19 protein-coding genes are annotated in these 18,650 nt (G+C 65.8%); 9 read left to right on the top strand and 10 right to left on the bottom strand.

What is annotated here, in order from left to right; genetic code table 11:
* Positions 1-79 precede the first annotated feature (79 nt).
* Entirely contained in the window at positions 80-1,525 is a 1,446-nt protein-coding gene (gene radA / locus CVM73_RS23555) for a DNA repair protein RadA (RefSeq protein ID WP_100234238.1), read from the bottom strand.
* A gap of 194 nt (positions 1,526-1,719) precedes the next feature.
* On the opposite strand from radA, the gene CVM73_RS23550 reads away from it, so the two are divergent.
* A complete protein-coding gene (locus CVM73_RS23550; protein WP_100234237.1) occupies positions 1,720-2,868 on the top strand; it encodes an ABC transporter substrate-binding protein in 1,149 nt (382 codons plus the stop codon).
* Positions 2,868-4,937, top strand: coding sequence for a putative bifunctional diguanylate cyclase/phosphodiesterase (locus CVM73_RS23545; protein ID WP_100234236.1), 2,070 nt, complete (start codon positions 2,868-2,870; stop codon positions 4,935-4,937). The genes CVM73_RS23550 and CVM73_RS23545 overlap by 1 nt, the downstream gene beginning before the upstream one ends.
* Positions 4,938-4,949: 12 nt before the next feature.
* Here CVM73_RS23545 and CVM73_RS23540 read toward each other — a convergent pair whose 3' ends face one another.
* Complete coding sequence (locus tag CVM73_RS23540) at positions 4,950-5,675, bottom strand: sulfite exporter TauE/SafE family protein (RefSeq protein WP_100234284.1); 726 nt, start codon at positions 5,673-5,675, stop codon at positions 4,950-4,952.
* A 411-nt stretch (positions 5,676-6,086) separates the two neighbouring features.
* Between CVM73_RS23540 and CVM73_RS23535 the strand changes: the two genes are divergently transcribed.
* Positions 6,087-6,455 carry a GFA family protein gene (locus tag CVM73_RS23535; RefSeq protein WP_100234235.1) on the top strand — a complete coding sequence of 123 codons (369 nt, stop codon included), beginning with the start codon at positions 6,087-6,089 and terminating at the stop codon, positions 6,453-6,455.
* A gap of 3 nt (positions 6,456-6,458) precedes the next feature.
* Here the strand turns inward: CVM73_RS23535 and CVM73_RS23530 are convergent, their stop codons facing one another.
* A complete protein-coding gene (locus CVM73_RS23530; protein ID WP_100234234.1) occupies positions 6,459-7,229 on the bottom strand; it encodes an exodeoxyribonuclease III in 771 nt (256 codons plus the stop codon).
* A gap of 40 nt (positions 7,230-7,269) precedes the next feature.
* On the opposite strand from CVM73_RS23530, the gene CVM73_RS23525 reads away from it, so the two are divergent.
* Positions 7,270-7,491 carry a cysteine rich repeat-containing protein gene (locus tag CVM73_RS23525; protein ID WP_100234233.1) on the top strand — a complete coding sequence of 74 codons (222 nt, stop codon included), beginning with the start codon at positions 7,270-7,272 and terminating at the stop codon, positions 7,489-7,491.
* Positions 7,492-7,668: 177 nt separating this feature from the next.
* On the opposite strand, the gene alr is transcribed toward CVM73_RS23525, so the two are convergent.
* Together alr and CVM73_RS23515 are read right to left on the bottom strand one after the other, a co-directional pair.
* Entirely contained in the window at positions 7,669-8,898 is a 1,230-nt protein-coding gene (gene alr / locus CVM73_RS23520; protein ID WP_167407017.1) for an alanine racemase, read from the bottom strand.
* A 46-nt stretch (positions 8,899-8,944) separates the two neighbouring features.
* Positions 8,945-10,453, bottom strand: coding sequence for a replicative DNA helicase (locus CVM73_RS23515; protein WP_100234231.1), 1,509 nt, complete (start codon positions 10,451-10,453; stop codon positions 8,945-8,947).
* A 545-nt stretch (positions 10,454-10,998) separates the two neighbouring features.
* Between CVM73_RS23515 and CVM73_RS23510 the strand changes: the two genes are divergently transcribed.
* Positions 10,999-11,205 carry a transcriptional regulator gene (locus CVM73_RS23510; protein WP_100234230.1) on the top strand — a complete coding sequence of 69 codons (207 nt, stop codon included), beginning with the start codon at positions 10,999-11,001 and terminating at the stop codon, positions 11,203-11,205.
* Between the two features lie 9 nt (positions 11,206-11,214).
* Here the strand turns inward: CVM73_RS23510 and CVM73_RS23505 are convergent, their stop codons facing one another.
* On the bottom strand, positions 11,215-12,465 hold the full coding sequence (locus CVM73_RS23505) for a cyclopropane fatty acid synthase (RefSeq protein ID WP_167407011.1): 1,251 nt from the start codon (positions 12,463-12,465) through the stop codon (positions 11,215-11,217).
* A gap of 277 nt (positions 12,466-12,742) precedes the next feature.
* Between CVM73_RS23505 and CVM73_RS23500 the strand changes: the two genes are divergently transcribed.
* From CVM73_RS23500 to CVM73_RS23490, 3 genes are all read left to right on the top strand, one after another.
* On the top strand, positions 12,743-13,705 hold the full coding sequence (locus CVM73_RS23500; RefSeq protein WP_167407010.1) for a hypothetical protein: 963 nt from the start codon (positions 12,743-12,745) through the stop codon (positions 13,703-13,705).
* 110 nt (positions 13,706-13,815) lie between these two features.
* Positions 13,816-14,412, top strand: coding sequence for a TetR/AcrR family transcriptional regulator (locus CVM73_RS23495; protein WP_100234228.1), 597 nt, complete (start codon positions 13,816-13,818; stop codon positions 14,410-14,412).
* Positions 14,413-14,424: 12 nt separating this feature from the next.
* Positions 14,425-14,892 carry a PaaI family thioesterase gene (locus CVM73_RS23490; RefSeq protein WP_100234227.1) on the top strand — a complete coding sequence of 156 codons (468 nt, stop codon included), beginning with the start codon at positions 14,425-14,427 and terminating at the stop codon, positions 14,890-14,892.
* 37 nt (positions 14,893-14,929) lie between these two features.
* Here CVM73_RS23490 and rplI read toward each other — a convergent pair whose 3' ends face one another.
* The 4 genes from rplI to rpsF form a co-directional block, all read right to left on the bottom strand.
* Entirely contained in the window at positions 14,930-15,529 is a 600-nt protein-coding gene (rplI, locus tag CVM73_RS23485; protein ID WP_100234226.1) for a 50S ribosomal protein L9, read from the bottom strand.
* 47 nt (positions 15,530-15,576) lie between these two features.
* Complete coding sequence (locus CVM73_RS23480; protein WP_100234225.1) at positions 15,577-16,557, bottom strand: DUF2232 domain-containing protein; 981 nt, start codon at positions 16,555-16,557, stop codon at positions 15,577-15,579.
* A gap of 133 nt (positions 16,558-16,690) precedes the next feature.
* Positions 16,691-16,930 (bottom strand): 30S ribosomal protein S18, encoded by a 240-nt coding sequence (gene rpsR, locus CVM73_RS23475; RefSeq protein WP_007592020.1) that lies wholly within the window; start codon positions 16,928-16,930, stop codon positions 16,691-16,693.
* Positions 16,931-16,935: 5 nt separating this feature from the next.
* Entirely contained in the window at positions 16,936-17,403 is a 468-nt protein-coding gene (gene rpsF / locus CVM73_RS23470) for a 30S ribosomal protein S6 (protein WP_025035823.1), read from the bottom strand.
* Between the two features lie 540 nt (positions 17,404-17,943).
* Here rpsF and CVM73_RS23465 point away from each other — a divergent pair.
* Positions 17,944-18,648, top strand: a complete 705-nt coding sequence (locus tag CVM73_RS23465) for a TetR/AcrR family transcriptional regulator C-terminal domain-containing protein (protein WP_100234224.1) — start codon at positions 17,944-17,946, stop codon at positions 18,646-18,648.
* Positions 18,649-18,650 lie beyond the last annotated feature (2 nt).

The raw sequence follows: 18,650 nt of genomic DNA, 5'->3' as shown, positions 1-18,650 counted from the left end.
GGCAAGGCCGCAACCTCGCAATCCCATGCTGCTTTTGTGACGGCTGTATAGCGGCGAGGGCCTCCGGCGTCACCTCCGCCTAGCCATCTCCACGGCGGAATCTTGCCGGTGTGGCATTTTTCTCTGCCGGCGGGTTCGATTCGCCCCGGCGGGAGCCGCGGGCGGCGATCTCGGCCACCAAGGTCGTCAGGCTGTTCACCGCGTTGAGCGACAATCCGGCATCGCCGCCGGGCTCGCCCCGTGCCGATTCGGGCAGCACGGCACGCTGAAAGCCCAGTTTGGCCGCTTCCTTCAGCCGGGCCGGGGTCTGCGCCACCGGGCGCACCACGCCTGAGAGCGAGATCTCGCCGAAATAGACGGCATCGGTCGGTAACTGCGCATTAACCAGCGAGGACACCAGCGCCGCGGCGGCGGCGAGATCAGCCGCGGGCTCGTTGATGCGCAGGCCGCCGGCGACGTTCAGGTAGACGTCGTGGCCGGACAGCTTGACCCCGCAATGGGCCTCCAGCACCGCCAGCACCATCGAGAGCCGGCTCGGATCCCAGCCGACCACGGCCCGGCGCGGGGTGCCGAGCGAGGTGGGGGCCACCAGCGCCTGCAATTCGACCAGAACGGGCCTTGTGCCTTCGATGCCCGCAAAGACTGCGGTGCCCGGCGTGCCGAGATCGCGCTCGGACAGGAACAATTCGGAGGGGTTGGTGACCTCGCGCAGGCCGAGGCCCGTCATCTCGAACACGCCGATCTCGTCGGTCGGGCCGAAGCGGTTCTTGACGGCGCGCAGGATGCGGAATTGTTGCGAGCCTTCGCCCTCGAACGACATCACCGCGTCGACCATGTGCTCGACCACGCGGGGGCCGGCGATCTGGCCGTCCTTGGTGACGTGGCCGACCAGGATGATGGCGGCGCCCGTCTTCTTGGCAAAGCGGATCAGCGCCTGGGCCGAGGCCCGAACCTGCGTCACCGTGCCCGGTGCGGACTCCACCGTATCGGTCCACATGGTCTGGATCGAGTCGATCACGATCAGCCGTGGCACCGCGCCCTCCGACAGCGTCGAGACGATGTCCTCGACCGAGGTCTCGGCGGCGAGCTGGACCGGTGCGTCCGACAGGCCGAGCCGCTCGGCGCGCAGCCGCACCTGGGCGACCGCCTCTTCGCCGGAGATGTAGACGACGCGGTGGCCGGTGCGCGCCAGCAGGCTGGTCGCCTGCGTCAGCAGCGTCGACTTGCCGATGCCGGGATCGCCGCCGACCAGCAGCACCGAGCCGCGGACGAAGCCGCCGCCGGTGACGCGGTCGAGCTCGGTCATCCCGGAGGATAGGCGCGGCGCGTCCGGGCTCTTGCCGGCGAGGCTCTCCAGCGCAAACGTCCGTCCCTTGCGCTTGGAGCGGATCGACACCGGCACGCTCCCGCTGGTGTCTTCTTCCGCGAGCGTATTCCACTCGCCGCAGGATTCGCACTTGCCCTGCCAGCGGTTATAGGCGGCGCCGCAGTTCTGGCAGACGAAGGAAAGGGTGGATTTGGCCATGAGGACAGCGAGTCGCGGGTTTCAGATCTGCTGATAGCACGGAATGGCGGACCGATCGCCGCGCTTCGATGATCTCAATTCGGCACGGGAGATATACCTTTCATTAGCTCTGCGCTGCGGTGCCTGCTCGGATTTTGCCAAATGTTAGCGGACGCAGGTCCAACGTCGGAACCATTGGGGGGCGGCGGAGAGAAATGACGAGATTCCTGCGAGTACTGCTCGCTGCGGGCATGGCCTGCGGCGTTTTCGCGTCCGCCGACCGTAGCCTTGCCAAGCCCCTCGACATCGTCTTCGTCAATCCCGGCAAGACCGGCGAGGTTTATTGGGACATGGTCGCGCAGACCATGCAGGCCGCCGGGCGCAAGCTCGACGCGCATGTCGAGGTGCTGACCAGCGAGCGGAATTACCGCACCATGCAGGAGCTCGGCTTCCGCGTGTTGGCACGTCCTGACAAGCCCGATTTCCTCATCCTGTCGAACGAGGAGTCCGCCGCCGTCCCGATCCTGGAGGCGGCCGAGGCTGCGGGCGTCAAGACGCTGCTGCTCTCGAACACGCTGATCGGCGAGGATGCGGCGCGTCTTGGACCGCCGCGTCAAAAGCTCAAGACATGGCTCGGCGACATCACGACCGATCTTCAGACCGCGGGCGCACGGATGGCCAATGCGCTGATCGGGTTAGCGCGTGCCGAAAAATGGCAGAGTCCCGACGGCAAGATCCACATTCTCGGCATCGGCGGCGACGAGATCACGCCCGCCTCGATTGCCCGCAACGCCGGTCTCAAGCTGGCCGTGGATGCCGCGCCTGACGTCGTGGTGGACCGGTTGCTGTTCGCCAATTGGACGCAGTCGGAGGCCGAGCGGGTCACGGCGAACTACCTGGGCTGGGCTTCTCGCAAGGGGATCCGGCCTGCCGGCATCTGGGCCGGAAACGATCCGATGGCGCTCGGCGCGCTGCGCGCGGTGATCGCTGTCGGCCTCGTGCCCGGTCGGAACATCCAGGTGGTGGGTCTCAACTGGTCCGAGGACGCGCTGCGCGAGATCAAGGCGGGTCGTCTGCTCCTGACCGACGGCGGGCATTTCCTGCTCGGCGGCTGGTCGATTGTGCTCCTGCGCGACTATGCCGATGGCTGCGATTTCGCAGCCGTTTCGCCCCGCGTCGAGGTCAAGACGTCGGCGATCACGCGCGACAATCTCGCTTCGGTTGGCGACCTCATCAAGGCGCGGGCGTTCGACCGGATCGACTTTGCGCGGTTCCGGGCGAAGGCCGGCCGCTGCGGTCAATATGACTTCTCCCTCGATGGGCTCATCTCGTCGCTGCCGCTTCCCGAAGGCGTCGCGGACTGATGCGCAAGGATGAGGCGATGACCGATCCGGATCGCGACCAGCAGGCAGCGCCACCGCGCTTGCGCTCGGTCGTCCACGCGATGATCTGGGCCACCGTGCCCGTTCTGCTCTTGGTGCAGCTGCTCGCTTCCGCCGGCGTCGAGGCATCGAGCTTCTGGTCGCAGCTCAGGCAGCTCGACGCCCGCATGGCCCGCGTCGCCGAGAGCCGGGCCGAGCTGATCGCCGAGCCGCTCTGGAAGATGCGCTATGACCAGGTCACGGGCGTGCTCAACGAGATCATGCACGATGAGACCATCGCGGCGGCGGCCGTCTATGACGATACCGGCGCCGCGATCGCCCGCGTGGTCGCGCGCCCCGAAGGCCAGCCGGTGGCGGAGATCTCGCGCCCGATCCACTACAGCAACGGCAACATGGCCGTTCAGGCCGGCCGCATCGCCATCGCCTATTCCCGCACGACGCTGTACGCGGATGCGGGCAGCCGCCTGGTGTTGCTGCTGGTCGTCGGCCTGCTCGCAACGTTTGCGACCCTGATCGCCATGCGGATCTCCGCCAACGTCTTCATCGGCAGGCCGCTGGCGGCCATGATGTCGGCGATCCAGCGCAGCAAGCAGGACGGCCGCGCCTATCCGGCGGACGTCACATCCTCGAACGAATTCGGTCAGCTCGCGCGCGCCTTCAACGCCATGCAGCACACGACGTCGGGCGCGCTGGACCGGCTCGGGCACATGGCGACGCACGATCCGCTCACCGGGCTGCCGAACCGGCGCGCACTGACCGAGCGCCTGGCCGTGGCAAGCCGGGACGGGGGCTCGCCGGATACGCTGGTCGCGTTCTGCTTCATCGACCTCGACGACTTCAAGGGCATCAACGACACTTTCGGTCATGAGGCCGGCGACGCGTTCCTGGTCCAGATTTCGCAGCGTCTTCGTCGCGCGGTCGAAGCGGAGGACTGGGTTGCCCGGCTCGGCGGCGACGAGTTCGTCGTCATTCGTCCCGAGGTGAGCGACGAACAGGCCGCGCACGCATTCGCACAGCAGGTGCTCGACGCCATTTCCGAACCGATCCGGCTTCACGACAAGCAGGTGGTGCCGCGCGCCAGCATCGGTCTTGCCGTGCGCCGCGCCGACGATCCGGAGCTGTCGCATTTGCCGACGCTCGCCGACATCGCGCTCTATCATGCCAAGAGCAAGGCGCCCGGCACGGTCGCCGTGCTGGACGAAGCGCTGCAGCGCGACTACCGCCGCCGCAGGGATCTCGAGCTCGCCATTCCCGCCGGCTTCGCCGAGAGGCAGTTCGAGGTCTGGTACCAGAGCCAGGTCGACCTCGAAAGCCACGAGGTCGTCGGCCTGGAAGCGCTGATCCGCTGGCGCCATCCCGACCATGGCGTGATCGGTCCCGGCGAATTCCTGCCGCTGATCGAGCGCAGCGGCAACAATGCGCGGCTGACCCGCTACGTGCTGACCGATGCCTGCTGGGCCTTGCAGCGGTTGGCCGCCGCTGGCAGGCCGCGGATCCGGATCGCGATCAATCTGCCGCCGTCCGAGCTTGCCGACCATTCGCTCGCCGCCGAGCTGCACGCGACCTGCGCGCGCTTCGGCGTCGCGGCATCGATGCTCGAGCTCGAGATCACCGAGGGATCGCTGATCAACAACATCGCCAGCGCCTCAGAAACGCTGCATCGCCTGCGGCGGCTGGGGGCCACGATCGCACTCGACGATTTCGGCACCGGCTACTCTTCGCTCGCGCATCTCAGGCGCTTCCCGCTCGACAAGGTCAAGATCGACAAGGCGTTCATCAGCGAGATTCCCGATAGCGCGGAAGACAAGGCGATCGTCGGCGTCATCGCATCGCTCGCCGGCACGCTGGGACTGACCCTGATTGCCGAAGGCATCGAGCGGGCCGAGCAGGCCGAGGCCATGCGTGAAATGGGCGTAAGGTTCGGGCAGGGGTTCCTCTATCAGCGGCCGCAGCCGCTCGAGGCCGTGCTGCAATGGCTCGACGGGCAGCCGGCGGCGGCGAGCCGCGTCATCACTGACAGCCCATCGATCACCCCGGAATTCGCCGCCTGAGCCGCAGCCGCGTCACGGCTGAGCCGCGTTCCAAAGCATCGAGAGCCCGGCGGCGATCATGATCGCGTCCATGACCAGGCGGAACACGTCCGGCTCCAGGTGCAGCACGAAGCGCTTTGCGATGAAGGCGCCTGACATCAGCGAGGAGCCTGCGATCACGCCCTTGATGAAGACGTCGCCCGTCAGCGCCCCGAAACGCTCGAAGGTCACTGATTTCGCGAAATAGAGACCGAGCGAGGAGGCAGCTTCAGTGGCGAGGAAGGCGCCCTTGGACAGGCCATAGAACAGGAACAGCGGCACGCTGAGCGGGCCGGTCGAGACCACGATGCCGGTGAGATAGCCGATGACGGCGCCGCCGATGGCGAGGTGCCAGAGATTGGCCTTGAGGTCATGCCGCGCCAGCCAGTGCCGCACCGGCACCATCGCAATCAGGAAGATTCCGATGGTGAGATCGACGGCATGCGAGGGCAGCGCCAGCAACGTCCGCGCGCCGAGCGCGGCCGCCGGAATGCCCGTCACCGAATAGGCCGCGCAGGCCCGCCAATCGACCTCGCGCCACCACGCGAGGATGCGTGAAAAATTCGCCATCACGGAGGCGACCGCCATGATCGGCACGGCCTCCTTCGGCCCATAGGCATAGACCAGCACCGGCATCAGCATGATCGACGAGCCGGTGCCGACGATGCCCGAAATGGTGCCGGCGATGAGGCCGACGCTGAGCACGAAGAGGAAGGCCAAGGCGGTCTCCACGAATCGAGAGAGTTTAGCCGCGGGCCGCGACGCGAGCGATGCGTTCTACGCGAGGGAACCCTCCAAGATTTCACTGCCGCTGTTTGCGACACGATGCAGAGATCAAGAAGGGCTTCCCTCAAGAGTTCTCACTGCCGGCGGCGCGATGGAATTCTTCGATGGTGACATCCTGCCAGTGTTTTGCCCGGCGAGTCAAACGTCATTTCGGAATATGCGTAACCCATTGATCCGACACTGGTCGGCTACTGTGCATGGGGTTGTTTTTCATGTTTTTGTTTGGACTGTCCGGAAAGCCGGTGCCTGCGGAAACATTGGGGAGCATTCGGTTGCGCACTGCTGACAGCATGTTGGCAGCAGGGGCCGGCTACGACCATCTCCTGACAAAACGGAGAGTGGGTCATGCCGATCGAGGCGAGCTGTCATTGCGGTGAGACGGTGTTCGAGGTGACGCAGGCGCCGTCGAGCGTGACGCGCTGCACCTGCACGCTGTGCGCCAAGCGCGGCGCGCTGTGGGCCTATTACACGCCGGCGCAGTTTCGATTGCTGTCGCCGGCGGAGAACGTCGCGACCTATCTCTGGGGCAGCCGCACCGTCAAACACCATTTTTGCGCAAGCTGCGGCTGCGGCACCTATTCGGAGTCGCCGGATTGGTCGACCGGCAAGCCCGACTTCGACAATCCCAAGGTCGCCGTCAATGCGCGCCTGTTCGACGATTTCGATCTGGATGCCGTGCCGGTGAACGTGATCGATGGCAGGAATCTTTGGTGAGGGTCACCGCAACACCACCCACGCCGGCGCGTGATCGCTCGCGCCGTCCTCGCCGCGGATCGTCTTGTCGACGCCGGCTCTTGCCAGACGCGAGGCGAGGGCGGGGCTGAGCAGGAGATGATCGAGCCGCAGGCCCGCATCGCGCGGCCAGCGGTTTCGCTTGTAGTCCCAGAAGGTGTAGATGCGCTGGCTCGGGTGCAGCTCGCGCACCGCGTCGCACCAGCCTTGTTCGACCAGCGCGGCGAAGGCCGCGCGGCTCTTCGGCTGGATCAGCGCATCCTTGTCCCACGAGCGCGTCGGGTAGATGTCGATCTCGGTTGGCGCGACGTTGTAGTCGCCGGCGAGCACCACGGGCAGGTCCTGCTTGATGAAGGCTTTCGCGCGGCGCCTCAACCGCGCGAACCAGTCGAGCTTGTAGTCGAATTTCGGCCCCGGCTGCGGATTGCCGTTCGGCAGATAGATGCTGGTGACGATGATGCCGCGCACGGCGGCCTCGATGTAGCGGGCTTCGAGATCGCCAGGCTTTCCCGGCAAGCGGTCGCGGGTGAGAATGGGCGCGGCGTTGCGGGCGAGAATGGCGACGCCGTTCCAGGTCTTTTGTCCACACCACACTGCGCCGTAGCCGGCTTTTTCGATTGCCGCCGCCGGAAATTCGCCATCACTTGCCTTCAACTCTTGAAGCGCGACGACATCGGGCTTCGCGACGCGCATCCATGCCAACAGATTGGGCAGGCGGCGGTTGATGTTGTTGATGTTGAATGTCGCGATCTTCATGTAGAGCTAGCGGCTCCTGCCTTCCGTCACCGGAGATACAATGTCCAAGTTGAGCTTTGTTGCCATCGCACTCGTCGTCGCGTTCTCCGGAGGCGTATCGGCACAATCGTCCGATCCGCGCGGCGCGTGCAAGGCGGACTATGACAAATTCTGCGCCGGCATCGCGCCGGGCGGCGGCAAGATCATCGCCTGCCTGAATGACAAGCGCGATCAGCTTAGCGCCACCTGCAAATCAGCGCTGGACAACAGGAAAAAGAAATAGGCCTCGTGTCCCGGACAAGCCGTAGCGCGCAAGCGCTGCGGCGCAGAGCCGGGACCCAGCAGACGACACGGCACAATCTTGAAATTGGGCCCCGGCTCTGCAGCGCATCGCTGAACTGGACGATGCTTTGCATCGCCAGGGGAGCGCTGCGCTGCGTCCGGGGCACGCGCGTGTCGCTCAGCTCGGCTGCGGCGAGGGCTGCGCGGCAACAGGCTTGACCAGCGGCTCCTCCACATTGCCGCCCTTGTAGACGCGGGCATAACGGTGGCCGAGGCTGGTCAGCACTTCATATCCGATCGTGCCGAAATGGTGCGCCAGCTCGTCGACGGTGATGCCCTCGCCGAGCAGCGTCACCATGTGGCCGCGCCGCGCCGCATTCGGCGGCAGATCGGTGATGTCGATGGCGATCAGGTCCATCGAGATGCGGCCCGCGACGGGGCAGCGCTTGCCGGCCACGATGACCTCGGCGCCGCGGGTGCCGTCATTTGAGCTCGCGGCGCGGAAATAGCCGTCGGCATATCCGACCGCGATGATCGCAAGCTTGGTCGGCCGCCGCGCGGTCCAGGTGCCGCCATAGCCGACGGTCTCGCCGCGCTCGACGGTGCGGATCTGCACGATGCGCGCCTTGAGGTCGACCACCTGCTGCATGGGATTGTCGGCCTCCGGCGTCGGGTTGACGCCGTAGAGCGCAGCTCCTGGTCGCACGAGGTCGAACTGGAAGGGCGCGCCGAGGAAGATCCCTGAGGAATTTGCGAGCGCCGCCGGCACGCCTGAGAACTCACTGGCAATGCTGCGGAAGGCCGCGAGCTGTCTTGCATTGACCGGGCTGTTGAGCTGCTCGGCCGCGACCAGATGGCTCATCACCAGCGTGACGCCGTGATCGCCGGCATTGATGCGGGGGATGATGGCCTGCGCATCCGATAACGTCAGGCCGAGCCGGTTCATGCCGGTGTCGATGTGAACAGCGGCGCCTCCGTTCCAGCCGCTGCGGCGGCAGAACACGTCCCATTCGGCGAGCTCGTTGAGATCGCCGATCACGGGCCGGCAGTTGATCTTGGCGTAATGCTCGCCGGTGTTCTGGAAATAGCCGCCGAGCACGTAGATCGTGGGCTCCGGAACGGCTGCGCGCACCTTGCGCGCTTCCTCGATGGTGGCGACGAAGAAGGTCTTGCAGCCGGCCTTGCTCAGCGCGCGCGAGACCTCGGCGGCGCCGCAGCCATAGGCGTCGGCCTTGATCACCGCCGAGCATTCGGCCGGCACCGCCGTCTTCTCGAGCTTGCGCCAATTGGCGATGATCGCGTCGAGATCGACGGTCAGCACGCCGCCATAGGCCGCGAGCGCGGCAGCCTGGTTGGCCTCCGCGGAGAGAAGGCCGGATTGCGGGTTCATTTTCGGGTCGGACGCCATTGTCATGGCGCCGTTTTACGCAAGAGGTAGATACTGTTCAAGGAACTCAGTAGTCGCTGTCGCTGCGAGCCGGCAGCTGGCTATCAGGCGCGAGGTCGCCGAACCGCGTGACCGAGGCTTCGAACGCCAAATCGACGGTGCCGGTCGGGCCGTGGCGCTGCTTGCCGATGATGACCTCGGCTTTTCCGTGCGCTAGACTCATGTCAAGCTGCCACTTCTCGTGTTCAGGCGTGCCTGGGCGAGGCTCCTTCATCGCGAGGTAATATTCCTCGCGGTAAACGAACAGCACGACGTCGGCGTCCTGCTCGATCGAACCGGACTCACGCAAGTCCGAGAGCTGCGGGCGCTTGTCGTCGCGCGATTCCACCTGACGCGAGAGCTGCGACAGCGCGATGACGGGGACGTTGAGCTCCTTGGCCAGCGCCTTCAGGCTGGTCGTGATCTCCGTGATTTCCTGCACGCGATTATCGCTCCGCTTGCCCGAGCCCGACAGCAGCTGGATGTAGTCGATCACGAGCAGATCGAGGCCCTTCTGGCGCTTGAGGCGACGCGCGCGCGCCATCAGCTGCGCGATCGACAGGCCGCCGGTGGCATCGACATAGAACGGCAGTGACTGCAGCTCGATCGAGACCTCCCGGATCTTCTCAAAATCGGCTTCCGAGATGCCGCCGCGGCGGATGTGGGAGGAGGGAACGCCGGTGCGCTCGGCCACGATACGGGTGGCGAGCTGGTCGGCCGACATTTCGCAGGAGAAGAAGCCGATCACGCCGCCATTGGCGGCTTTCGTGGTCCCGTCGGCCTGGAGTTCCGGAACGTAGGCTCGTGCGACATTGTAGGCGATGTTGGTCGCAAGCGAGGTCTTGCCCATGCCGGGACGCCCCGCGACGATGATGAGGTCGGAGTGTTGCAGGCCACCCATCTTGGTGTCGAGGTCGCGCATACCCGTCGAGATGCCGGACAGCTTGCCGTCGCGCTGGAACGCTTTTGCGGCGAGATCGACCGCGACCGCAAGAGCCTGCGAGAATTTCTGAAAGCCGCCGTCATAGCGGCCGGACTCGGCGAGCTCGTAGAGGCGGCGTTCGGCGTCCTCGATCTGCGCCCGCGGCTGGAAGTCGACCGGCGCGTCATAGGCGACGTTGACCATGTCCTCGCCGATGCCGATCAGGTCGCGCCTGAGCGACAGGTCGTAGATGGTGCGACCGTAGTCCTGGGCGTTGATGATGGTGGTGGCTTCGGCGGCGAGCCGCGCCAGATATTGCCCGATCGTCATGCCGCCGACATCGGTATCGGCGGGCAGGAAGGTCTTCAGCGTGACGGGCGTCGCGATCTTGCCCATCCGGATCAGGCTGCCGGCGGTCTCGAAGATGGTCTGGTGCAGCGGCTCGAAGAAATGCTTCGCCTCCAGGAAGTCGGAGACGCGGTAGAAGGCATCGTTGTTGACCAGGATCGCACCCAGAAGGCTCTGCTCCGCCTCGATATTATGTGGCGCGCTCCGATAGGTCGGAGTTCCGGCATCGGGCGCGAGTTTGAGAACGTTCGAATCAGTCAGGGCCATGGTCGGACGTGCTTAGCAATTTTCTTGGGCGGATGCGGGGCCGGGATAAAGCGCCGCCTCAAGCCAAAGCGGAAGCGAAAGCTGGCCGCTATCAACCGCTCAGTTAAAATGGTGGATGATTGGCAGTCGCGCCGCGCGCCGCGCTTGACGGATTTTCGCGGAACCAGTGCGCCTGGAAGCGGCCGCTGCACGGAAGAATCCGGAAACCCATGAACCTCCTCGACTGGTGCGCAGACCTATCGAGAAGCGCGCGCAATTGACGCACGCTGGCCGGCTTCGGCTCGGGTTCAGACCAGCAGGAGGTAGACCAACGCAACCAGGGCCGCCCCGACGCCGGTGGCGATCAGGGCGTAATCGGTGCGGAGGTCGTCCTGCACGTCGAATGAGGTTCGGGTCTCTTTGCTCATGGCGACGGTCTAAGCCAGGCCCGACCGGACTTATGTGAAGCAGATCACATCTCCCCGGATTCTTTCGGGGGTAAGCCGGAACAGCCAGGCGGGCGGGAGATTGTCCCATTTCCCGCCAACAGGGACACGAGGCGCGCGATGCGGCCAGAACGGCAGCACCAGAACTGGCGAAGCGAGGCGGGCAGCCGGCTGTGGCTGTCCGGATTGATCGCGGCCATGAAGCACGCTGAGCGGCCCGACGTGCGCCGCCAGCCGGTCGCACCCGAGATCCTGCTGGAATTGCGGGCGCAACTGGCGTTAACGGCCTCTTTCCGGACTTCCGGGGTTTCGACCCTGCGTCACTAAGATCTGGACCTATTCACCAGCCAGCTTGAGCCTGGGCTTGGTCGCCCCTTCGCGAGCCCGCAGCCGGGCTTCCTCCCGCGGGATGTAGTCGCGGATCATGGGCACCACGCCCTGGCGATGAGTGAGCTGGACCTGGAAGTTCATCATGGCCTGCTTGCGGAACGTCATCTCGCAGGCCGCCAGATAGAATTCCCACATCAGGGCGAAGCGTTCGTCGTAGAGCTGCACGGCCTCCTCGCGCCGCGCCATGAAGCGTTCCCGCCAGGCCTTCAGCGTCTCGGCGTAGTGCAGGCGCAAGATCTCGATGTCGCAGACCAAGAGGCCGGCGCGCTCGATCGCCGGCAGCACCTCCGAGAGGGCGGGGATGTAGCCGCCGGGGAAGATGTATTTGGCGATCCAGGGATTGGTCGAATCCGGGCCCTGCGAACGGCCGATCGAATGCAGCAGCATGACGCCGTCCTCGCTCAGCAGTTCGGCGCAGCGCTGGAAATAGGCGTCGTAGAACCTTGCCCCGACATGCTCGAACATGCCGACCGAGACGATGCGGTCGAACTTACCGTCAATGTCGCGGTAGTCCTGGAGCAGGAATCTGGCCGACGCCGTCAGGCCCTTTTCGGCCGCGCGCGCATTGGCGACCTGCAACTGCTCGGTCGACAGCGTGACGCCGGTGACATCGGCGCCCGCGACCTCGGCGAGATAGAGCCCGAGGCCGCCCCAGCCGGAGCCGATGTCGAGCACCCGCTGGCCGTCCTTGATGAGAAGCTTCGCCGCAATGTGCCGTTTCTTGGCGAGCTGAGCGTCGTCCAGCGGCATCTCGGGCGTTTCGAAATAGGCGCAGCTATATTGCTTGTCGGCATCGAGAAAGAGCGAATAGAGCCGGCCGTCGAGATCGTAGTGATGAGCGACGTTGTGGCGGGAGCGGGTGCGGGGATTGAACTGCTTCAGATGCCGCGTCAGGTAGCGCAGGTGCCACCACGGCTTTGCCCACTGCGGCAATAGGTCGGGTTGATCGAGCAGGATCGCGAGGGCATCAGCTATGGTGCCGCGCTCGACCAGGAACTCGGCGTCCATATAGGCCTCGCCAAGCCCCAGCTCGGGATTGATGAGGATCTTCCGCTCTGCCTCCGCGGTGACGAAGCGCACCGCGACCGGCTCGCCGGAGCCGTCGCCGACGGTGAACTTCGATCCGCTCGCGCTGGTCACCGTCATCGACCCGCGGCGGATGAATTGAGACAGGAATCTACGCAACAAACGGTCCATCGGCATTTCCTCTCGAGCGAACCCGAAAGATGCGACTAACCTGGCCTTCATATCTGACGCCCAGGCGCCGCAGCGGTTCCTATGCGTTTGCATCCAAATCTAGCGGGCCGGTTCCGGCTGCGCTATTGCACTGTATTCAAAGCCGATATTCGAAAACCGCTTAATCACATCCTTGCGCATGGAGCCTGCTTCCATTCGCGGCCCAATCGGTTAAAAGGTGACCGCCGCCGCGCCGGATGCCGGCGGCATTCGCGTAAATTCAACGGAGATAATGGGAATGTCGAGCCGAGCGCTCAGCCTCGCGACGGTATTGCTTCTGATCGGCTTCGGTGCGGCCGATTCCGTTCTGGCGCAGGCGACGAACCTCGAGGCCGGCAAGACCCCGTCCCAGCTCTTCGCGCAGACCTGCAATGCCTGTCACAAGAGCCCGCGCGGGCTGCTGAAGTCCGTGGCGCCGGGCTCGCTGCCGGGCTTCCTGCGCCAGCACTACACCACGAGCTCGGACATGGCGGGCATCCTCGCCTCCTACCTGGTCTCGAATGGTGCCACCGACACCCGCTATCAGGCCAAGGACGGCAAGAAGGACGGCGCCAAGGAGAAGGAAGCGAGCACCGCTCCGGGTCAGTCGCCTGAGCATCAGGGCCGCCGCCAGCGCTCGCAAGAGGCCGCCAAGCCGGAGGGCGAGGGCGCCGCTCCGGCCGCTGACGGCGCGCGCCAGAAGCGTGCTGCGCGGCCCGCCGAGGACGGCGCGAAGCCGGAGGGACAGGCCGCGCCCGAGGCACGCAAAGGCAAGCGGCGCGCCAGACCCGGGGCTGAGGAAGCCCCGAAGGTCGATGCCGCCGCCCCGGCTACCGAGGACAAGAAGACCGAGCCGAGGCCTGAGACGGTCAAGCCTGACAGCGCCAAGGCCGAGCCCGATAGCGGCAAGGCATCCGAGAAGCCCGTCGAGACCAAGCCTGATAGTGCGAAGGTCGAGCCGCGCGGCGGCGAGACCCCGGCATTGCGACCCGACCCCGTCCCGCAGGTGACGCCGCCTGCACCTACCGCCGCGAAGCCCGCCGAGCCGGCGGCGCCCAAGCCGGCGGAAGAGGCCGCTTCCAGGCCGGCCGCATCTGCGGCCAGGTCCGAACCGGCGGCCAAGCCGCAGCAGGAGCCGGCACCTCCCGCGTCCGCGGCCGCAGCCCCGCCCGCGGCACCAGCCGAGTCATCCGGTCCGCCGGCACCGCCGATCTCGCGCTAAGCCCCCCACATTCTTTAGACCGACATGCGGAGGCTGCCTTCATCGCGGCCTTCGCATCGTATTGACCAACATTAGAGTAGCACTCTAGAGTAGTGATCTAGGAGGCGTCGATGGCGACGAGCGTGCGAGACGATCTGCTGGCAGCCGGGCTGATGGTGTTCGACCGCGTCGGCTTCGAAGCCGCGACGGTCGCCGCGATCCGCACCCGGGCGCGCGCCTCCAATGGCAGCTTCTTTCACGTCTTCGGCTCGAAGAAGGAGCTTGCCGGAGCGCTGTTTCTGGAGGTCTTGCGACACTATCACGCCGCGGTGCTGGCCGCGCTCGATCCCGTCCCCGACGCGGAGCAGGGCATCGATCGCCTGATCCGGGCGCATCTCGACTGGGTCGTCACCCGCCGGCGTGAGGCGCGCTACCTCTTCGAGATCTCGCGCAGCGAATGGGGCGAGGATGTGCGCGATGCCCAGCGCGCACAGAATGCGCGGCTCGCCGAAGGCATCGAGCGCTGGCGCGCGCCGCTGGTTGCAAGCGGCGAACTTCTGCCGATGACGCCGGCGATGTTCGTCAGCCAGCTGATCGGTCCGGCGCAAATCTTCTGTCGCGCCTTCCTGTCGGGGCGCGATCGCACCGATCCGCGAATTGAGGCCGACACGCTGATCGCCTGCGCCAATCGTGCGCTAAGGCCATGCGACCGCATCAACAAGCAATAAGGAGAGGACTGCATGCGAGCCGAAGCTGATCCGGAATTCGCGCCAATTGCCGAGCGCATCCACACCAATGTCGGCCGGCAGGGTTTTATGAACCTGGTCGGCGCCGAGCTGTCCGAATTGTCGCGCGGCACCTGCACGATCGCCGTGGAGCGCCGGCCGGAGCTCTTACAGCAGCATGGCTTCTTTCATGGCGGCGTGACCGCCTTCCTGGTCGACAATGCCACGACGATCGCAGCCGCCACCTCGCGCGGCCAGTCGGCGCTGACGGCGGAATACAAGCTCAATCTGTTGTCGCCCGCGGTCGGCGAGAAGCTGATCTGCCGTGCCAGGGTGATCAAGCCGGGCCGTCAGGTCTCCGTGGTCGCGGCCGACGTGTTCTGCGTCAACGACGGTGTCGAGAAGCATACGGCCACCGCGCTCGCCTCGATCGCGATGCTGAGCGAGGACGTTGCCGCCATAATGAAAGGCCCGGCCGCCTGAGGCGACCGGGCCTTCGCTTCGCGTATGAATGCGAGGCTTACTTCTCTTCCGCAGCCGGGGCCGGCTCGACCTCCTCGTGCTCGGCTTCCGGATCGAAGAACTCGCCGGCGGCGGCGATCGCTTCGGCGGCCGCATCGCGATCCTCGTTGCGGGTCGAGATGTCCTCGCCGCGGTTGATGCGCTCGGCCTCGTCCTGGCTGCGGGCAACCGTGACGGTGATCTCGACCTCGACCTCGGGATGAACGGCAACGGTGATCGAGTGCTTGCCGATGGTCTTGATCGGCGCGTCGAGCTGGATCTGCGGACGGGCGAGCGAAACGCCGTCGGCTTCGAACGCGATCACGATGTCACGCACGTTGACCGAGCCGAACAGCTGGCCGGCTTCCGACGCCTGACGGATCACGATGATGTTCTTGCCTTCGATCTTCTCGGCGACCTTGGACGCCTCGGCCTTCGAGGCGAGGTTGCGCGCCTCGAGCTCGGCCTTCATGCCGTCGTACTTGGCCCGGTTGTCGGCGGTGGCGCGCAGCGCCTTGCCGCGCTTGAGCAGGAAATTGCGCGCGTAGCCGTCGCGAACCTTCACGACTTCGCCCATCTGGCCGAGCTTGTTGACGCGTTCCAGCAAAATGACTTCCATATTCGTTCTCCTTTTGAAGTGCTCTGTAGGTTTCAGTTTCGGGTGACTTAAGGGGTTGGCAGCGGTGGCGGCTGCCGGCTGCGCAGGAAGCGCTCGCGGAAGCCGAACACGGCATCCGCAAGGCCGAGGATCACCATCGCGATCACGGGCCATCCGAACACGACGACGACGGCGTAGGTCGAGCCGAGCCAGAACGTGCGGCTCTTCAGCGCGAGCGTGAGCGTATGCAGCACGGCGAAACCGGTCAGCGCATAGCCCATCATCAGCGCGGCCGTGGCGATCTGCGCGACGATGGCGAGCAGCCCGCCGGTGAAGCAGAAGGCGAGGGCGATGCAGAGCGCCACCAGCGTCATCGGCGGCAGCTCGGCTGTCTTCATGTCCGGCCAGGGACGCCGCAGCCGGCCCGACGTCGCCGTCACCTTGGCGCTGAGCCAGAGGTTGAGCGTCAGCGTCATCATCGCGATGATGGTTGCGGCGGCTGGCGCGATGCGCACCAGCGCGTCGACGAACTGAGTGGCTTCGCCCGAGGTTTGCGGGTCGGTGGCGCGGAGGAGGCGCATCAGGCCGCGCCGCAGCGTGCCGGTGATGGTTTCGGCGTCGGTGCCGAGCGTGAGCAGAGCGGCGATCGTGGTCAGCATGGCAAAGCCTGCGATCCAGAGCAGGATGCGGCCAACCGGGTACCACTCGAACGCGGGCTCGGCCGCCGGTTCGGCGGCGGTGGCGTCCGCTGCGACACCTCCGACCTGCCGGCCGAGCAGGACGAGATGGCCGAGCCACCAGGCCGGCAACGCGACGGTGACGGCGAAGGCGATGCAGTAGGGCAGGCCGAACAGGGCGCCGAGGCCGATCGCGGCGGCAATGCCGCCGAGGCTTGCGCAAAGCGGTCCCCAGCCGATTGCGGCGACCATCAACGGCAGCGGTGCGAGGTAGAACAGGACGAGCGAGATCAGCGCGCCCGAGATGATCGAGGCGAACATCAGGGCCGACGCGGCGCCGGCGATCAGGGCTATCAGTCCAAAGGCCATCATCAGCTGTCCCGCTCCCTTCGAGCGGTTAGAGGCGTCGTTTGCCCCAACCATCGGCGACCGGACGACCCGGAAGCCTTATGAGTTCGAAACGTTAAGACCGGCGGCTCAGCGGCCGCCGGTCGAGTTGGTCGTATCAGCGAATGACGTAGGGCAAGAGACCCAGGAAGCGCGCGCGCTTGATGGCGCGGGCGAGCTCACGCTGCTTCTTCGCGGACACCGCGGTGATGCGGCTCGGCACGATCTTGCCGCGCTCGGAGACGTAACGCATCAGGAGCTTGGAGTCCTTGTAGTCGATCTTCGGAGCATTGGCGCCCGTGAACGGGCAGCTCTTGCGACGACGGAAAAACGGGCGACGTGCACCAGCTTCAGCCATTGGTCTTACTCCCCATCCGTGGTTTCAGCTTCATCGCGCGGACGGCGCGGACCGCGATCACCGCGGAAACCGCCCTCGCGGTCGCCACGGAAGCCGCCTTCACGCTCGCCGCGGAAGCCACCGCCGCGGTCGTCACGCTCGCGATCACGGTCGGCCTTGCGCATCATCGCGGACGGGCCTTCCTCGAGCTCCTCGACGCGGACGCTGAGATAGCGGATCACGTCCTCGCTGATGCGCTCCTGGCGCTCGATCTCGGCGATCGCCGCGGACGGCGCGTCGATGTTGAGCAGCACGAAATGCGCCTTGCGGTTCTTGTTCATGCGGTAGGTGAGGGAGCGCACGCCCCAATTCTCGGTCTTGGTGATCTTGCCGCCGAGACCTTCGACGATACCGGTCATCTGCGCAGTCAGCTCTTCGACCTGCTGCGGGCTCGCGTCCTGACGCGCGAGAAAAACATGCTCGTAAAGAGGCATGGACGTCCTTTCCTCATGTTGGCGCATCGCCCGGCGTCAAACCCTTAAGAGACCTTCGGAAAGGACTCTGGGATCAAGCTCAGAAGGCGGAAACACGGGACGACGGGCCGACTGGCCCTGCCACACCAAAATCACGAAGGATTTGCTGAGACCGTCCGTTCAGCTCCCGGCCGGGGTCTGCGGATGCGCGCCTTATACGGATTTTGTCCGGCTTTGCAAGGTTGGAAGGGCTTTTTTGAGCCGGGTCCTCCCGTCGCGGGGCGGCCCGAACGCGCTCGCCACACACTCGGTGTCATCGCCCGGCTTGACCGGGCGATCCAGTACTCCGAGGCAGTTGTTGTTGAACCGATGGGCCGCGGCGTACTGGATACCCCGCCTTCGCGGGGCATGACAGTGGTGGGGATTGCTAGACCGGCGTCATGGGCGACGCCTGGCGCCACCGAGCCCGACGTTCCCCCGCCGAGTTTAGTCCTCCCATGCCATATCCTGCCTTGATTTATTTGTTTGTATAGCATACAAAGAATTTAGCGGGAGGAGCCAATGGCAGACAAATCTGTCCATGCGCCGCTCGAGGCGGTAGGCGACCCCAAGCACGCCGCGCGTGCGACGCGCTCGGCCGGCCGCAAGATGCGGTCGCTGCTTCTTGATGCCGCGAGCCCGCTGTTCCGGGAGCGGGGGCTGTCTGGCACGGCGATCACCGACATCGCGGCCGCCGCGGACGCATTCCCGAGCCAGATCACCTATTACTTCCGCACCAAGGAGGCGCTGTTCGTCGAATGCGCCTGCCGCGATCTCCTGTACCTCGCGCGCACCACCGAGCAGGCGGCGCTGAAGGCGCGCACGCCCCGGGAGTACACCCATGCCCTGGCCGAGACGGTGACGGCGAGCGATTCGGTTGCCTTCTTCGCCGAAGCGCTGACGCTGACGCGGCGCCGCCAGGATCTCGCGCCATTGGTCGAGCGCACCATCGAGCGCCTGCACAGCGAGGGTGCGCGCGCCTATGCGGGCCAGGTCGAGCGGCACGGCTGGCGCTCGTTGCGCGCGCCCGACGAAAGCTCGCGGCGCTTCTGGGCCGTCGCCATCGGCGTCATCCTCGAAGGCTACGCCATGGGGCGTTCGCCCGAGGAGCTCTGTGCCGAGATGCTGCGCGTGCTGGGCGAGCAGGCGAAATCCACGGGCGACACCGGGCGCCTGCGTCTCGTCGAGGAGCGCGACGCATCAAGCAATTCGAATGGAGAGGGGTAGGC

The organism is Bradyrhizobium forestalis, from assembly GCF_002795245.1.
Lineage (GTDB): Bacteria > Pseudomonadota > Alphaproteobacteria > Rhizobiales > Xanthobacteraceae > Bradyrhizobium > Bradyrhizobium forestalis.
This window is presented reverse-complemented; position numbering and strand designations above follow the sequence as displayed.

Bases quoted from the DNA above. Each gene is read 5' to 3' on its own strand.
- CVM73_RS23490 (WP_100234227.1), top strand. From the start codon at position 14,425: ATGCGAGCCGAAGCTGATCCGGAATTCGCGCCAATTGCCGAGCGCATC.
- CVM73_RS23545 (WP_100234236.1), top strand. From the start codon at position 2,868: ATGCGCAAGGATGAGGCGATGACCGATCCGGATCGCGACCAGCAGGCA.
- rpsF (WP_025035823.1), bottom strand. From the start codon at position 17,403: ATGCCTCTTTACGAGCATGTTTTTCTCGCGCGTCAGGACGCGAGCCCG.
- rpsR (WP_007592020.1), bottom strand. From the start codon at position 16,930: ATGGCTGAAGCTGGTGCACGTCGCCCGTTTTTCCGTCGTCGCAAGAGC.
- CVM73_RS23505 (WP_167407011.1), bottom strand. From the start codon at position 12,465: ATGGACCGTTTGTTGCGTAGATTCCTGTCTCAATTCATCCGCCGCGGG.
- CVM73_RS23495 (WP_100234228.1), top strand. From the start codon at position 13,816: ATGGCGACGAGCGTGCGAGACGATCTGCTGGCAGCCGGGCTGATGGTG.
- CVM73_RS23465 (WP_100234224.1), top strand. From the start codon at position 17,944: ATGGCAGACAAATCTGTCCATGCGCCGCTCGAGGCGGTAGGCGACCCC.
- CVM73_RS23550 (WP_100234237.1), top strand. From the start codon at position 1,720: ATGACGAGATTCCTGCGAGTACTGCTCGCTGCGGGCATGGCCTGCGGC.
- CVM73_RS23500 (WP_167407010.1), top strand. From the start codon at position 12,743: ATGTCGAGCCGAGCGCTCAGCCTCGCGACGGTATTGCTTCTGATCGGC.
- alr (WP_167407017.1), bottom strand. From the start codon at position 8,898: ATGGCGTCCGACCCGAAAATGAACCCGCAATCCGGCCTTCTCTCCGCG.
- CVM73_RS23530 (WP_100234234.1), bottom strand. From the start codon at position 7,229: ATGAAGATCGCGACATTCAACATCAACAACATCAACCGCCGCCTGCCC.
- CVM73_RS23515 (WP_100234231.1), bottom strand. From the start codon at position 10,453: ATGGCCCTGACTGATTCGAACGTTCTCAAACTCGCGCCCGATGCCGGA.
- radA (WP_100234238.1), bottom strand. From the start codon at position 1,525: ATGGCCAAATCCACCCTTTCCTTCGTCTGCCAGAACTGCGGCGCCGCC.
- rplI (WP_100234226.1), bottom strand. From the start codon at position 15,529: ATGGAAGTCATTTTGCTGGAACGCGTCAACAAGCTCGGCCAGATGGGC.
- CVM73_RS23535 (WP_100234235.1), top strand. From the start codon at position 6,087: ATGCCGATCGAGGCGAGCTGTCATTGCGGTGAGACGGTGTTCGAGGTG.
- CVM73_RS23480 (WP_100234225.1), bottom strand. From the start codon at position 16,557: ATGATGGCCTTTGGACTGATAGCCCTGATCGCCGGCGCCGCGTCGGCC.
- CVM73_RS23525 (WP_100234233.1), top strand. From the start codon at position 7,270: ATGTCCAAGTTGAGCTTTGTTGCCATCGCACTCGTCGTCGCGTTCTCC.
- CVM73_RS23510 (WP_100234230.1), top strand. From the start codon at position 10,999: ATGCGGCCAGAACGGCAGCACCAGAACTGGCGAAGCGAGGCGGGCAGC.